Annotated in this window: 13 protein-coding genes and 1 pseudogene; 2 read left to right on the top strand and 12 right to left on the bottom strand. The window is 62.9% G+C overall.

The window, feature by feature from the left end:
* The first annotated feature begins 63 nt into the window (after nt 1-63).
* A complete protein-coding gene (locus ACFXS9_RS37825) occupies nt 64-1,422 on the top strand; it encodes a polysaccharide biosynthesis C-terminal domain-containing protein (protein ID WP_392698320.1) in 1,359 nt (452 codons plus the stop codon).
* A gap of 228 nt (nt 1,423-1,650) precedes the next feature.
* Nucleotides 1,651-2,481: a sulfite exporter TauE/SafE family protein gene (locus ACFXS9_RS37820; RefSeq protein WP_392698318.1), complete on the top strand. Its 831-nt coding sequence runs from the start codon at nt 1,651-1,653 to the stop codon at nt 2,479-2,481.
* Between the two features lie 153 nt (nt 2,482-2,634).
* Here ACFXS9_RS37820 and ACFXS9_RS37815 read toward each other — a convergent pair whose 3' ends face one another.
* From ACFXS9_RS37815 to cysG, 12 genes and pseudogenes are all read right to left on the bottom strand, one after another.
* On the bottom strand, nt 2,635-3,423 hold the full coding sequence (locus tag ACFXS9_RS37815; protein WP_028349284.1) for a 3-hydroxybutyrate dehydrogenase: 789 nt from the start codon (nt 3,421-3,423) through the stop codon (nt 2,635-2,637).
* A gap of 5 nt (nt 3,424-3,428) precedes the next feature.
* Complete coding sequence (locus ACFXS9_RS37810; RefSeq protein ID WP_392698316.1) at nt 3,429-4,604, bottom strand: DUF3734 domain-containing protein; 1,176 nt, start codon at nt 4,602-4,604, stop codon at nt 3,429-3,431.
* 137 nt (nt 4,605-4,741) lie between these two features.
* Nucleotides 4,742-5,239, bottom strand: a complete 498-nt coding sequence (locus tag ACFXS9_RS37805) for a CAP domain-containing protein (RefSeq protein ID WP_392698314.1) — start codon at nt 5,237-5,239, stop codon at nt 4,742-4,744.
* A gap of 220 nt (nt 5,240-5,459) precedes the next feature.
* Nucleotides 5,460-6,509 carry a sulfate/molybdate ABC transporter ATP-binding protein gene (locus ACFXS9_RS37800; protein WP_392698313.1) on the bottom strand — a complete coding sequence of 350 codons (1,050 nt, stop codon included), beginning with the start codon at nt 6,507-6,509 and terminating at the stop codon, nt 5,460-5,462.
* On the bottom strand, nt 6,499-7,473 hold the full coding sequence (gene cysW / locus ACFXS9_RS37795; RefSeq protein WP_392698311.1) for a sulfate ABC transporter permease subunit CysW: 975 nt from the start codon (nt 7,471-7,473) through the stop codon (nt 6,499-6,501). The genes ACFXS9_RS37800 and cysW overlap by 11 nt, the downstream gene beginning before the upstream one ends.
* A gap of 10 nt (nt 7,474-7,483) precedes the next feature.
* Complete coding sequence (cysT, locus tag ACFXS9_RS37790) at nt 7,484-8,290, bottom strand: sulfate ABC transporter permease subunit CysT (protein ID WP_392700228.1); 807 nt, start codon at nt 8,288-8,290, stop codon at nt 7,484-7,486.
* 66 nt (nt 8,291-8,356) lie between these two features.
* Nucleotides 8,357-9,346: a sulfate ABC transporter substrate-binding protein gene (locus ACFXS9_RS37785; protein WP_392698310.1), complete on the bottom strand. Its 990-nt coding sequence runs from the start codon at nt 9,344-9,346 to the stop codon at nt 8,357-8,359.
* Nucleotides 9,347-9,483: 137 nt separating this feature from the next.
* On the bottom strand, nt 9,484-10,215 hold the full coding sequence (locus ACFXS9_RS37780; protein ID WP_392698308.1) for a phosphoadenylyl-sulfate reductase: 732 nt from the start codon (nt 10,213-10,215) through the stop codon (nt 9,484-9,486).
* A complete protein-coding gene (locus ACFXS9_RS37775; protein WP_392698307.1) occupies nt 10,212-10,727 on the bottom strand; it encodes a DUF934 domain-containing protein in 516 nt (171 codons plus the stop codon). Before ACFXS9_RS37775 ends, ACFXS9_RS37780 begins: the two co-directional genes overlap by 4 nt.
* Complete coding sequence (locus ACFXS9_RS37770; RefSeq protein ID WP_392698305.1) at nt 10,714-12,369, bottom strand: nitrite/sulfite reductase; 1,656 nt, start codon at nt 12,367-12,369, stop codon at nt 10,714-10,716. The genes ACFXS9_RS37775 and ACFXS9_RS37770 overlap by 14 nt, the downstream gene beginning before the upstream one ends.
* A 13-nt stretch (nt 12,370-12,382) precedes the next feature.
* Entirely contained in the window at nt 12,383-12,694 is a 312-nt protein-coding gene (locus ACFXS9_RS37765) for a DUF2849 domain-containing protein (RefSeq protein ID WP_065747452.1), read from the bottom strand.
* Nucleotides 12,691-14,129: pseudogene (gene cysG / locus ACFXS9_RS37760) on the bottom strand (siroheme synthase CysG). The gene ACFXS9_RS37765 and the pseudogene cysG overlap by 4 nt, the downstream one beginning before the upstream one ends.
* Nucleotides 14,130-14,183: the final 54 nt, after the last annotated feature.

The following is a 14,183-nucleotide window of genomic DNA, read 5'->3' as shown; positions in this document are numbered from 1 at the left end:
TGATACATCCGATCGTCGCCGCCACCTCGCGGCACGTTTCGGGGATGTACCGTTGTGGCCGTAATGGATTCGCAATCCGCAACCGCTCCGCCTGCCGGCGTGATTGCGCGCCTGCGTGGGCTGCTTGGCGGCTCCAGCGAAGCCTCCGTTACAAGGCGGCTGGCCGGCACGATCTTCGTGATCCGCGTCTTCAGCGCAGCGCTTGCCTATTTCTCGCAGATCCTGCTGGCGCGCTGGATGGGCGGCTCGGACTACGGCGTCTATGTCTATGTCTGGACCTGGGTGCTGCTGCTCGGCAGCATGATGGATTTCGGTATCTCGGCATCCGCGCAGAAGCTCATTCCGGAATATCGTACACGCGGCGAACACGCGCTGTTGCGCGGCTTCCTCTCCGGCAGCCGATGGATGACGTTCGCAGTCTCCTCCATCGTCTCGCTGCTGCTGGCGGGCGCGGTGAAGGGACTGTCGCCGTGGATCGACGGCAACGCGATCGTCCCCCTCTACATCGGTTGCCTGACACTGCCGGCGTTCGTCGTCGCCAACACCCAGGACGGCATCGCCCGCTCGCACGACTGGATGCGGCTTGGCCTGGTACCGCAGTTCATCGTGCGCCAGTCGCTGATCGTTGGCCTGACCGCCGGCGCCTTCGTGCTCGGCTTCAATCTCGGCGCCACCGCCGCGATGTGGGCCAGCGCCGCGGCGGTATGGATCGCGATGATCGGCCAGATGATCGTGCTCAATCGCAAGCTCGGCGGCCACATCGAGCCCGGCCCCCGAGCCTACGACTTCCGCGGCTGGCTCGCGGTCTCGCTGCCGATCCTGCTGGTGGAGAGTTTCTATCTCCTGTTGTCATACACCGACGTACTGGTGCTGCAGCAATTCCGCTCCTCGGAAGAGGTCGGCGTCTACTTTGCCGTAGTGAAGACGCTGGCGCTGGTCTCCTTCATTCACTACGCAATGGGGGCTTCGACTGCGCATCGCTTTGCCGAGTATCACGCGCAGGGCGACAAGCCGCGGCTGTCGGCCTATGTGGCGCATGCGATCCAGTGGACGTTCTGGCCGTCGCTCGGCGCAACCATTCTGCTGCTGGCGCTGGGCAAGCCGCTATTGTCGTTGTTCGGACCGCAATTCGTCGTCGGCTATGACATCATGTTCATTGCAGCGATTGGCCTTGTGGTGCGTTCCGCCATCGGCCCGGTCGAGCGGCTCCTGAACATGCTCGGCCATCAACACATCTGCGCGCTGGCCTATGCGCTCGCCTTCGTCATGAACGTTGTGCTGTGCGTCGTCCTGGTGCCCCACTTCGGCGGCCATGGCGCCGCGGCCGCGACCTCGATCTCGCTGACGTTCGAGACGGCGCTCCTGTTCTGGATCGTGCGCCGGCGGCTCGGACTGCACGTGCTCGCGTTCGGGAAGCGCTGATCCTGGAGGCGACTGGAGCGGTTGGAAGGCGGCCGCCTGGGCGGCCGACAGCGCCGGCGAGGCAGGATACCGGTTTCGCTCTGCACCGCCAAATTGGGGAAAACAACCACCGGATTCCGATGTGCGCATGAAATATTCTTATTTCACCCGATGCGCCGCCATCGATAGGACGCTTATCCCCTGCGTTGATATACACCCGCACATGCCAAATGGAACTTGCACCCGGAAATGATTGATCCACTTTACGTTGCCTCGGGATTCGGCGTCGGCCTGCTGGTCGGGATGACTGGTGTCGGCGGCGGCTCGCTGATGACGCCGTTGCTGATTCTGCTATTCGGCGTCCACCCGTCGACCGCTGTCGGCACCGACCTTCTATATGCCGCGGCCACCAAGACGGGCGGCAGCCTGGTGCATGGCTTTGCACGCAGCATCCACTGGCCGGCAGTGATGCGCCTTGCCAGCGGCAGCATCCCGGCAAGCGTCGTTACCTTGCTCGTGCTGTGGCAACTCGAACTCAAGGGGGAGGCCGCGCGCAGCCTGGTCAATCTGGTGCTGTGCTTCGCGCTCCTCCTCACGGCGACATCGTTGATCTTCCGCAGGGCGATCATGGATCACTATCGCCGGCGCATGGAAGGGTACGATGCCGCGGCGACCGGCCGCGCGACCGTGATGGTCGGCGTGGCGCTCGGTGTGCTGGTCTCGATTTCATCCGTCGGCGCCGGCGCCGTCGGCGTCACCGCGCTCTTACTGCTCTATCCGCGCCTGCCGATGGCGACCATTGTCGGCTCCGACATCGCACATGCGGTGCCGCTGACGCTGGTGGCCGGCATCGGACACTGGGCGCTGGGTTCGGTCGATTGGGCGTTGATGGGCGTGCTGTTGGTCGGATCCTTGCCCGGCATCGTGATCGGCAGCTACTGCGCGGTTCGCGTCCCGGAGACGGTGCTGAGGGTGGTGCTGGCCTCAGTCCTGATTCTGGTGGCCAGCAAGCTCGGCTTCAACGAGCTGCATTTTTCGCAGGCGAGTATCGCAGCCGTGACCGGGAGCGTCGCCCATTAGCGCGTTTTCCAGCGAAAGCCTGCCCCGGACTTGATTCGGGGTGGACACCGGTTCGCGTCAAGAAAACGCGTCAAAACAAAAACCTGGAGCCCGGTTCTGATTCAATCAGAACCGGGCTCCAGGCGCGCTTCCCGGGCCTGCTCTCTATTTGCCTTATGCCGCGGTCCATCCGCCATCGATCGACAGATTGGCGCCGGTGATCTGGGCGGCATCGTCGCTGCACAGGAACAGCGCCAGTGCGGCGACCTGTTCTGAGGTCACGAACTCCTTGGTCGGCTGCGCCTCCAGCAACACGTCGTTGATGACCTGCTCCTTGGTCAGGTTGCGCGCCTTCATGGTGTCGGGAATCTGCTTTTCCACCAGCGGCGTCCAGACATAACCGGGGCTGATGCAGTTGCAGGTGATCTTGAACGTCGCAAGCTCCAGCGCCACGGTCTTGGTGAGACCGGCAATGCCGTGCTTGGCCGAGACGTAGGCCGCCTTGAACGGCGACGCCACCAGCGAATGCGCGGAAGCCGTGTTGATGATACGGCCCCAGCCACGCTTCTTCATGCCGGGGACTGCGGCACGGATGCCGTAGAACGCCGACGACAGGTTGATGGCGATAATGGCTTCCCACTTCTCGGGCGGAAACTCCTCGATCGGCGACACGAACTGGATGCCGGCATTGTTGACGAGGATATCGACCGAACCAAACGTCTTCTCGCCAAGCGCGACCATTTCGGCAATCTCGGCGGGCTTGGTCATGTCGGCGGGCGAGTGCACGGCGCGGACCTTGAAGTCGGTCTCGATGCCGGAACGCTCGCGCTCGATATCGGCCGGCACGCCCATGCCGTTGAGGACGACATTGGCGCCGGCGGCGGCAAAAGCGCGCGCGTAAGCCAATCCGATGCCGCTGGTCGAGCCGGTCACGACAGCGGTCTTGCCTTTTAACGTACCCATTCCATTCACTCCTGCTTGCCTGCGGCGGTCTTCGAAACATCCCCCGTCATATCGTAGGCCATCATGGTCTGGCCGGATTGCGGACGCTCCAACACATCCTTGTGACGCATCGACAGATGAACGTCGCGGACGCCTGCGTTCCAGTGTTCGACCATGGCGACATGCGAAAAGTCGTAATCCTTGGATGACGTTTCGTAGTTCTTGCTCTTGTAGATCAGATGCACGACGGTGACGGTGTTTTCCTTGGCCGCGTTACAGAGAACTGCCACCGACGGATCGTTCTTGAGATCATCGGGCAGCTTTCCGAGCAGCTCGCGCAGCGCCTTCCGCGCGTTGTGCACCTGCTTGTTCTTGTCGGTGGCCATGCGGGTGCGGCTGGAGTAGCGGATGTCCTTTTCGCGCTCCGCGGCCTCCAGCAGCGACGTCGGCAATTCGCCGCGCGCGCTGAACAAATCGACCTGAAAGATCAGGAGATCGCGGTTGGTTTCCTCGCCCAGCACATAATCGAGCGGCGTGTTGGAAGCGATGCCGCCGTCCCAATAGTGCTCGCCTTCGATCTCGATGGAAGGAAAGCCGGGCGGCAGCGCGCCGGAGGCCATGATGTGCTCCGGGCCGATCTTCTTGCCGCGCTTCCTGAAATCGAAATTGTCGAAATATTTCAGGTTGCCCGAGGTTACCCCGACCGCGCCGACGCTGAGCCGCGTCTTCAGATCGTTGATGCGGTCGAAGTCGATCAGCCGCTCCAGCGTTTTCTTCAGCGGCGCGGTGTCATAATAGCTTTGCGATTGCCGGCTGCCCGGCGGCCACAAGGGTGCGGGCGGTATGCGCGGCGTGAAGAAGCCCGGTACGCCGAAGGTCGCAATCAGCGCGGCACTGGTCTCGTTGAACAGCGAGCGCGCGCGGTCGCCCGATGCGACGGGCTTCCATGGCACCGGAGATGACACCAACTCCCAAAATTCTTTCAGCCGATCGACGCGCTTTTCACCTTCGTTGCCGGCAATGATCGCGGCATTGACGGAGCCGATCGAAATGCCCGCGATCCATTCGGGTTCGAACCCCGAGCGGCACAGCGCCTGAAAGGCACCCGCCTGATAGGAGCCGAGCGCGCCGCCGCCTTGCAGGACCAGCACACGCTGCGCTTTCGCGGGCGTGGTTGCCGGCGCAATATCGGAATGATCCATCGTGACCGTCGGCTAGTGGACAATGACCGGGGCACCGTGGCGGCAGTTCGCGACGGCGTCAATCGGGCAGGATCGAAGCAAGGATCACGCCGAGTTTATCGCCTTGTGAGACGTCGAAGCCCGCATCCGGCGGTGCCTCAGGTCGATGCAAGGATCAGCGTCCAGAACACCTTGTATTTGGTGTTTGGAGCATAAACCGCGGCGATGCCCAATTTTGTGACACCGTTCTTGAGCATATTGGCCTTGTGCGGCGGCGAGTCGCGCCAGCCGGAAAAGGCTTCCGCCATCGTGTGATAGCCGGCCGAGATATTCTCGACGGCAAGCTTCGCCGGATAGCCTGAGGCCCCCAGCCGCTTCTCCAGCGGGCCCTTCACATTGTGGTCCATCTTGTTGCGGGCCGCCATAGCCTGGGACTGCTGCTCCGCCAGCTTGATCAGATCGGGGTCGACCACGACGGCGCCGAGGCCGTTGTTCTGGCGATATTGCGAGATCAGGATCGCTGCCGCCACAGGGTCGAGGGTGGCGCCGGGTTGGGCCATGTCGAGATACATGGCCGGCTGTTCCGGAATCTTGACGTCTGCCGAGCAGCCGGCAAGCAGCAATAGGCCGATAATGGCGGTTGTCGCCCGTTTCACTGAAAGAATCCCCCCGAAGAAGCCCCTAAGCCTGCGCTTGTTGCATACCAACCGTGGCTGAATGGTGAACGGGCCGTCGTTTCGACGTCATTCCGGGATGGTGCGCTAGCACCAGACCTCAGGTGCGCAATTGCGCACCGGGGAATCTCGAGATTCTCAGGTGCGCAAGTGCGCACCATAGTTCGCTGCTACGCATCGCCCCGGAATGACGACTTCGTCGTCAATCCTGCGCGGCAAAGATCCGGTAGCGGCGGGGTTGCAGGCTGATGATTTCGCCGGCCTGGAGTTCCCGGTCGCGGGGGGCGTCGATCTCGATCACGGTCTTGCCCTCCCCGCCCGTCAAGGCGATCTCCGCCCGCTGGATCGGGCCGAACGAGCGGACATGGCGCACCGCGCCCTCCAGCGAGCCGGTTCCAGCGGGCCCGATCTGCATGTCGTGGCGACGGACGAACAGCTTTGAGGCGCCGGAGGCTGCACCATCGGCGGCGATATTGAGCGGCCGGCCGCCGAGCCGCACCGAGCCGCCTGAGACCTCGACCGGCAGCACGATGGATTCGCCGATGAAGCCGTGGACAAAGGCTGTCGCCGGATTGTCATAGACATCGCCGGGCGTGCCGATCTGCTCGATGCGCCCCTTGTCCATCACCACCACGCAGTTGGCGACTTCCAGCGCCTCTTCCTGGTCGTGGGTGACGAAGATCGAGGTGACATGGATTTCCGAATGCAGCGAACGCAGCCATTGCCGCAGCTCTTTCCGCACCTTGGCGTCGAGCGCGCCGAAGGGCTCGTCGAGCAGGAGGATGCGCGGCTCGATCGCAAGCGCGCGTGCCAGCGCAATGCGCTGGCGCTGGCCGCCCGACAATTGGCTGGGATAGCGGTTTGCCAGCCAGTCGAGTTGCACCAGATCGAGCAATTCCTTGACGCGGGCACGGATCGTGGCCTCGTCCTTGCGGACGGCGCGCGGCTGCACGCGCAGGCCGAAGGCGACGTTCTCGAACACCGTCATGTGGCGGAACAGCGCGTAGTGCTGGAACACGAATCCGACGTGGCGCTCGCTGGCGCCGTGTCCCAGCGCATCCTCGCCATCGATCCGCACCTCGCCTGCATCGGGCCAGTCGAGGCCTGCAATGATCCGCAGCAGCGTGGTCTTGCCCGAACCGGATGGGCCAAGCAGCGCCAGCAATTCGCCCTTGCCGACCTTCAAATCGACATTGTCGAGGGCTGCGAACGCGCCGAATTTCTTGACGATGTTTTTGACTTCAATGGTCACTTGGATTGTCCCTTGGAATCTGTCCTTCGTCGTCCAGGCGCCGTTCGAGAACCGTTTTCACGACCAGCGTGATCAGGGCCAGCATCGCCAGGAGCGAGGCAATCGCAAACGAGGCTACGAATTGATATTCATTATAGAGGATCTCGACCAGTAGCGGCATGGTGTTGGTCTCGCCGCGGATATGGCCCGACACCACCGACACTGCGCCGAACTCGCCCATGGCGCGCGCATTGCACAGCAGTACGCCATACAACAGGCCCCATTTGATATTGGGCAGAGTGACGCGGAAGAAGGTCTGCAGGCCTGACGCTCCCAGCGAGATCGCGGCTTCCTCCTCCTGCGTGCCCTGCTCCTGCATCAGCGGGATCAGCGAGCGGGCCACAAACGGAAACGTCACGAAGATGGTCGCGAGCGCAATGCCGGGCACGGCGAACAGAATATGGATGTTGTGCGCCTGCAGCCAGGTGCCCCAATAGCCCTGCGCACCGAACAGCAGCACGAAGACGAGACCCGAAATGACCGGACTGACCGAGAACGGCAGGTCGATCAGCGTGACCAGGAAGGTCTTGCCGGGGAAATCGAACTTTGCGATCGCCCAGGCCGCGATCACCCCGAACAGCAGATTGAGACCGACCGAAATCGCCGCCACCAGCAGGGTCAGCCGGATTGCCGACAGCGCCTCCGGCTCGGCCAGCGCGGCGAAATAAGCGCCAAACCCTTTCGACAAGGCCGATGCGAACACCACAACCAGCGGCAGCACGACAAAGATGGTGAGGAAGCTGACGGCAAGCGCGACGATGACGAAGCGGACCGGCCCCGGCTCTGTCCGATAATCCTTGGGTGAAGCAATCGCCCGCGGATGCTCACGCGCTTCGCGGCGCGACAGCGAGGAAATGGCCGCCGCCGTTGACGCATAGGCCTTTACCGGCGCCTCCGGAGTCACAAAGCTCGTTTGCGTCGACATCGATCGGCCCTCAATGCGCGGGAATGCGGGTTTGCGCCCAGCGTTGCAGGCGATTGACGGCAAAGATGATCACGAACGAAGCCAGCAGCATGACGACGGCAATCGCCGTCGCGTCGGCGTAGCGAAATTCGGACAATCGGATCACGATCAGCAGTGGCGCGATCTCCGATACGTTGGGCAGATTGCCGGCGATGAAGATCACCGACCCGTATTCGCCGACCGCGCGCGCGAACGCCAACGCAAAGCCGGTCAGCAGTGCCGGAATCAGGCTCGGCAAAATCACCCGGAACACGGTGTGCCAGCGGTTGGCGCCGAGGCTTGCGGCCGCTTCCTCGATTTCCGGATCGAGATCGATCAGGACGGGCTGAACCGTCCGCACCACGAAGGGGATGCCGATAAAGACCATCGCGATAAAGATCCCGATCGGCGTGAACGCCACCTTGATGCCGAGTTCAGCCAGCGGCGCGCCGAGCCATCCCTTCTGTGCGAACAATTGCGTCAGCGCCACGCCCGCAACCGCGGTCGGCAGCGCAAAGGGAATGTCGACGATGGCATCGAAAATCCGCCGGCCCGGAAAGCGGTAGCGCACCAGCGCCCACACGATGATGGTGCCCATCACCAGGTTGACGCAGGCTGCGGCAAAGGAGAGACCGAACGAAATCCTCAGCGCATTCAGCGTGCGGCGGCTGGTGAGAATTTCCCAGAACTGTATTGGCGAGAGCTCGAGCGTCTTGAGAAAGAGACCGGCGAGCGGAATGAGGATAATAACGGAAAGCCATGTCAGGGTCAGTCCCATGGTGAGACCAAACCCTGGCAGGCTGCTTCGCCGCGCGACCGCTGTGCTCACAAATCCCCCTTCGCTACGGCTGGCCGTTGGGCCAGATCAATTCTTGTAAATCTGGTCGAAAATGCCGCCTTCGCCGAAGTGATCTTTCTGCGCCTTGGTCCAACCACCGAAAACGTCGTCGATTGTGAAAAGTTCGACCTTGGCGAAGGATTTTTCGTGCTCCTTCGCAATTTCCGCATCGCGCGGACGATAGGAATTGCGCGCGGCGATTTCTTGGCCTTCTTTGGTATACCAATACTTCAGATAGGCTTCGGCGATGGCTCGCGTGCCTTTTTTATCGGCAACCTTGTCGACGACCGAAATCGGCGGCTCGGCGAGAATCGACAAAGGCGGTGCCACGATCTCGAATTTGCCCTTGCCGAATTCGCGCTGCGCCAGGAATGCCTCGTTCTCCCACGCCAGCAACACGTCGCCGACGTCGCGCTCGACGAAAGTTACGGTCGAGCCGCGCGCACCGGTATCGAGCACCGGCACGTTCTTGAAGAGATCGGCGACGAACTTCTTCGCCTTGTCGGCGGAACCGAATTTCTTTTCGGCAAAGCCCCATGCGGCCAGGTAATTCCATCGCGCGCCACCCGAGGTCTTCGGGTTCGGCGTAATCACCTGCACGCCGGGCTTGATCAGATCGTCCCAATCCTTGATGGCTTTGGGGTTACCCTTGCGCACCAGGAATACGATCGTCGAAGTATACGGAGATGCATTGAGCGACAGGCGCTTCTGCCATTCCGGCGCCACCAGTCCCTTCGCAGCGATGGCGTCGATGTCATAGGCCAGCGCCAGCGTGACGACGTCGGCCTGCAGCCCGTCGATTACCGCGCGCGCCTGCGAGCCCGAGCCGCCATGCGACTGCTTGATCTCGACGCTCTTGCCCGTCTCTTTCCGATAGGCCGCCGCGAACGCCTTGTTGAAATCGGCGTACAGCTCGCGCGTCGGATCGTAGGACACGTTGAGCAACGTGTAGTCGGCAGCGAAGGCCGAACTCGCCCAGAGCAATCCGGCAACAACCGGCAGAATGCGACGGATCATCGTTGATCTCCATTCGGCTTGACGAAGCATATCATCAACCACGAACGCATAAGTCGCGACGAAAGGCCGCTTAGTCAACGAAACCGCATTTCATTGTTTGCGGTTCCGCAGCCTCAATGTCCTATGAAGTCCGACTTCTAGGAAGTTTTCATCGTATGGATGCCGCATTCCGTCTTGGACCTGCCGCGCCAACGGCCGGCGCGGGCGTCCTCGTCCGGCGCCGTCCGGCTCGAACACGGCATGCACCCGACCGACAGGTAGCCCGAGGCCACCAGCGGATGCGGCGGCAGTTTGGCGAGCTTGTAGATCGCCTCGAGCTCTTCGCGCGACACGTTGGCAAACGGATTGAATTTCAGCTTGTCGCCATCGTCCTCGACGACGGGAATCTCAGCGCGCGCGCCGCCCTGAAAACGCTTGCGTCCGTTGATCCAGGCCGAGAACGGTTTGAGCGCCCGCGCCAGCGGCTCTACTTTACGGATACGGCAGCAGGCGTCGGGATCGGAAAACCATAATTCGCGATCGGGATCCTGGCGTGAGAGCGCTTCTGCCAGCGGCTTGATCGAGCGGACGTCGCGGAGGCCAAGCGCAGCAATCAGCGTATCGCGATAGGCGAGCGTCTCCTCGAACAGCCAACCGGTATCGAGGAAGATCACGGGAATCGCGGGGTCGACGTCGGCCATCACCTTCAGCAGGGCCGCCGATTCGGTGCCGAACGACGACACCAGCGCAAGCTGCTCGCGGCCGACGGTCTTCAGCGCGGTTTCAATGACATGCGCCGGCGAAGCGTCTCGCAAGGTATGGTCGAGCGTCTGCGCCGAATGAAGGATCGCTGCTTCAGCGGCGACCACCTGCTGTGAAATTGTGCTCATTGCCCGGCACTCTCCGAATGACGCAACTGCATCCGCCGATTGAGCGCCGTGACGCGGCCATCGCCGGTCGGCTGGTAGAACACCGAATAGCGCTTCATGGTCTCGGCGAAGGCATCGGCGTCGGCATCCTTCTTCACCTCGAACGCGTCGAAACCGGCGCGCGACATGAACACGAACTGGTCGCGCAGCACCTGGCCGGTGGCGCGCAGCTCGCCGTCATAGCCATGCCGCTCGCGCAACAAGCGCGCCTGGCTGTAGGCACGGCCGTCGCGGAAGGTCGGGAACACCAGCGCGACGGCGGCCAGGCGATCGAGATAGGGCACGAGGTCGTCGACGACGCGACTGTTCGGCCAGATCACGCCGGTTTTGCCGGCGCGCTTGAGAATGGCTTCCGGATCTTCGAGGAACCGCGCCGCCGAAATGAGGACCGCTCCATCGCCCGGCAATTCGGCGCCGTCGGCAACATGGACGAACAGGTCGGTGGTGATTCTTCCGTTCTTAACGAGTGGCATAGACCCGCTCCTTGAATGGCTCGACACCCAGACGCTTCACCGTATCGACGAACAGTTCTTCGGGACGGTCGCGGAGCGCGAGATAGGCTTCGACAATGTCTTCGATCACGTCGGCAACTTCCGCATAAGGGACGGCCGGGCCGATCAGCGCGCCCATCTGCGCGTTCTCGTCGGCGCGGCCGCCGATCGTGATCTGGTAAAACTCCTCGCCGTTCTTCTCGACGCCGAGGATGCCGATGTGGCCGACGTGGTGATGGCCGCACGCGTTGATGCAGCCGGAGATGTTGATGTGCAGCCGGCCGATCATGTCGGCGGTGTCGTGGTTGGCAAAACGCCGGGTCAATTCCTGCGCGATCGGAATCGAGCGCGCATTGGCGAGCGAGCAGTAGTCGAGCCCCGGGCAGGCGATGATATCGGTGACCAGATTGACGTTCGGCGTGGCGAGCCCGAGACGGTCGAGCGCCTTCCACAACTGCGGCAGGTCGCGCTTTGCAACATGCGGCAGCGCCAGGTTCTGCTCGTGGCCGACCCGGATTTCGCCGAAGGAGTATTTATCGGCGAGATCAGCGATCGCGTCCATCTGGTCGGCGGTGGCATCGCCGGGCGGGCCGCCCACCGGCTTCAGCGACAGCGTCACGATCGAATAGCCCTGCACCTTGTGTGGAGCCACCGAGTTCTTGCGCCAGCGCTCGAACAGCGGATCATGCGCGGCCTGCTTCAGCTCGTCCGGCATGTGCGGAAGCTTCTCGTAAGCCGGATAGGAGAAGCGCGAACGCACCTCCTCAATGACGGAATGGTCGAGTGTCAGGGCGCTGCGGCCCATCTGCGTCCATTCCTCGTCGACCTCACGCGCGAACTTCTCGATGCCGAGCTCATGCACCAGGATCTTGATGCGCGCCTTGTAGATGTTGTCGCGGCGGCCATACTGGTTGTAGACGCGCAGGATCGCCTCGACGTAGCTGAGAATGTCGCGGCCGGCTACGAACGGCTTGATGGTCTTGGCGATGAACGGCGTGCGGCCGAGGCCGCCGCCGACCAGCACCTCAAAGCCGGTCTCGCCGTCGGCGTTCTTGTGCAGCCGCAGCCCGATGTCGTGGATCTTGATCGCGGCGCGGTCGTGCTCGGATGCGGTGATCGCGATCTTGAACTTGCGCGGCAGGAACGAGAACTCCGGATGCAGCGTGGTGTGCTGACGCAGGATCTCCGACCAGATGCGGGGATCCTCGACCTCGCCGGGCGCGACGCCCGCCCATTGGTCCGAGGTGACGTTGCGCATGTTGTTGCCGGAGGTCTGCATCGCGTGGATACCGACCTCGGCAAGCTCGGCCAGCGCATCGGGCAACTCGGCAAGCTTGATCCAGTTGAACTGGATGTTCTGCCGCGTGGTGAAATGGCCGTAACCGCGGTCGTAGCGGCGGGCAATGTGGCCGAGCCGGCGCAACTGCTTCGATGACAGCGTGCCATAGGGGATCGCGACGCGGAACATGTAGGCGTGCAATTGCAGGTACACGCCGTTCTGCAGCCGCAGCATCTTGAATTCGTCCTCGGTGAGTTCGCCCGAGAGGCGGCGCTTCACCTGATCGCGGAATTCCGAAACACGCTCGTTGATGAGCGTGCGGTCGAGTTCGTCATATGCATACATGATGGATCAGCCTTTAGGCCGGAAGAAGGTCGATGGTGAGACCCTTCGACCGGATGTGTTCGCGGAGATTGCCGGGCTTGACCACCCCGCCCTTGAGCTCGACCGGCGCGATATAGGCACCGACTGCGCCGACGTCATCGGCAGCGCTTTCGGCGAGCAACGCACGCGCATCATCCGAAGTGCTCACGATCGCAGCGTCGGACAGAGCGGTCGACCAACCCTGTTGTGCGGTCCGGTAGACCACGGCGCCATCCCAGGTGCGATTGGCGGTCACTACCGACGGCCCGGTGATTCTGATTTTCTTTTGTTCGAGCGGAGAGGTCATTCGGCAGCATCCAATAGTTTTGAGATGACTTGATTGAGGCTGGACTGGCGCCACGGCGCGGAATGCGCGACGACGTCGCCGATGATGAGGATAGCGGGGCCGCCATCGATTTTTTCGACCAGCGCGGGAAGGTTTTCAAGCGTCCCGACCACAGCCTGCGCATCCGGCCGCGTCACCCGCGCGAACACGCCGACGGGCGTTTGCGGCAACCGGCCGGCAGCCAACAGACCCGCGCGGACCGACGGCGCGGCGGTCATGCCCATATAGACCACGATGGTCATCTTCTTGTCCGTCAGCACCGACCAGTCGACTTTCTCGGCGTCCTTTGCCTTGTGCGCGGTCAGGAAAGTGATGCGCAGCGCTTCATGCCGATAGGTCAGCGGCGCTTCGAACTGCGCGGCAGCGCCGAGGCCTGCGGTAATGCCCGGCACCACCGAACAGGCGACGCCTGCGGCGCGCAGCACTTCGATTTCCTCGCCGCCGCGGCCGAAGATGAAGGGATCGCCGCCCTTCAGCCGCACCACGCGCTGCCCAGCTTTGGCAGCCTCGATCAGCAGCTTGTTGATCGCATCCTGCCCGATGCCGGGCTTGCCGACGCGGCGGCCAACGGGAATGCGCGAAGCGTCGCGGCGGATGCGGTCGAGAATTTCCGGCGACACCAACTCGTCGTAGAAAACCACGTCGGCATCCTGCAGCGCGCGCAGTGCCTTGATGGTGAGCAGATCCGGATCGCCCGGCCCCGCGCCGACCAGCGTCACCCTGCCCTCGGCCTTGCCGTCCTTGTTCGCGCCAGCGAAGGCGGAGGGATCGGCGATTTCATTCAGCGCGGTTTCCGCCTCGCTCTTGCGCCCGGCCAGAACCAGCGCACCGATCGGGCCGTCGATCACGCGCTCCCAGAAGCGGCGGCGCAACGCAAACTCGGGAATGCGCGCATGGATCGATTTACGAAAGCTGCCGATGAAGCCGGCGAGATCGCCGATGCGCGCCGGCAGCACCGCTTCGATGCGCTCGCGCACGCGACGCGCAACCACCGGCGACGCGCCGCCGGTGCCGACAGCGACGACGACGTCGCCGCGATCGACGATCGCGGGAAAGATGAAAGTGGAATGAGCGAGATCGTCCATCACATTCACAGGCAGGCCGACCGCCTTCGCGCGCGCACTGACATCGCAACGCCGATATCACCGGCGCCGGCGCAGAGCACCGCGAGGACGCCTGAGAGGTCGGCCGTGAGCGGATCGCCGGTTGCGCGCTCGATTCGCGCGGCAGCGGCCGCATCGAGTCCCGAAACGTCATGGCTGCCGTCAGTCGCATACCAGCGAATGTTTGCACCGGCCGATGCCAGGAGGCGCAGCTTCGCGCGCACGAGTTCGCCGGCTCCGACGAGCAGCACCACGCCGCTTTGCAGATCGAGAAACACGGGCAGAAATCGCATGCGAAACTCGCTTCCCCCACTTCGGGGTTGACTGGAATTATTTTCTATATATGT

Source organism: Bradyrhizobium sp. RDI18, assembly GCF_043203335.1.
Lineage (GTDB): Bacteria > Pseudomonadota > Alphaproteobacteria > Rhizobiales > Xanthobacteraceae > Bradyrhizobium > Bradyrhizobium retamae.
Note: the sequence above shows the minus strand (reverse complement) of the source record. Positions and strands in the feature narration are given on the sequence as shown.

What these genes read in the sequence shown, in the direction of transcription:
- ACFXS9_RS37825 (WP_392698320.1), top strand. Translation starts at nt 64, where the DNA reads ATGGATTCGCAATCCGCAACCGCTCCGCCTGCCGGCGTGATTGCGCGC.
- ACFXS9_RS37820 (WP_392698318.1), top strand. Translation starts at nt 1,651, where the DNA reads ATGATTGATCCACTTTACGTTGCCTCGGGATTCGGCGTCGGCCTGCTG.
- ACFXS9_RS37815 (WP_028349284.1), bottom strand. Translation starts at nt 3,423, where the DNA reads ATGGGTACGTTAAAAGGCAAGACCGCTGTCGTGACCGGCTCGACCAGC.
- ACFXS9_RS37810 (WP_392698316.1), bottom strand. Translation starts at nt 4,604, where the DNA reads ATGGATCATTCCGATATTGCGCCGGCAACCACGCCCGCGAAAGCGCAG.
- cysW (WP_392698311.1), bottom strand. Translation starts at nt 7,473, where the DNA reads ATGTCGACGCAAACGAGCTTTGTGACTCCGGAGGCGCCGGTAAAGGCC.
- ACFXS9_RS37785 (WP_392698310.1), bottom strand. Translation starts at nt 9,346, where the DNA reads ATGATCCGTCGCATTCTGCCGGTTGTTGCCGGATTGCTCTGGGCGAGT.
- ACFXS9_RS37780 (WP_392698308.1), bottom strand. Translation starts at nt 10,215, where the DNA reads ATGAGCACAATTTCACAGCAGGTGGTCGCCGCTGAAGCAGCGATCCTT.
- ACFXS9_RS37775 (WP_392698307.1), bottom strand. Translation starts at nt 10,727, where the DNA reads ATGCCACTCGTTAAGAACGGAAGAATCACCACCGACCTGTTCGTCCAT.
- ACFXS9_RS37770 (WP_392698305.1), bottom strand. Translation starts at nt 12,369, where the DNA reads ATGTATGCATATGACGAACTCGACCGCACGCTCATCAACGAGCGTGTT.
- ACFXS9_RS37765 (WP_065747452.1), bottom strand. Translation starts at nt 12,694, where the DNA reads ATGACCTCTCCGCTCGAACAAAAGAAAATCAGAATCACCGGGCCGTCG.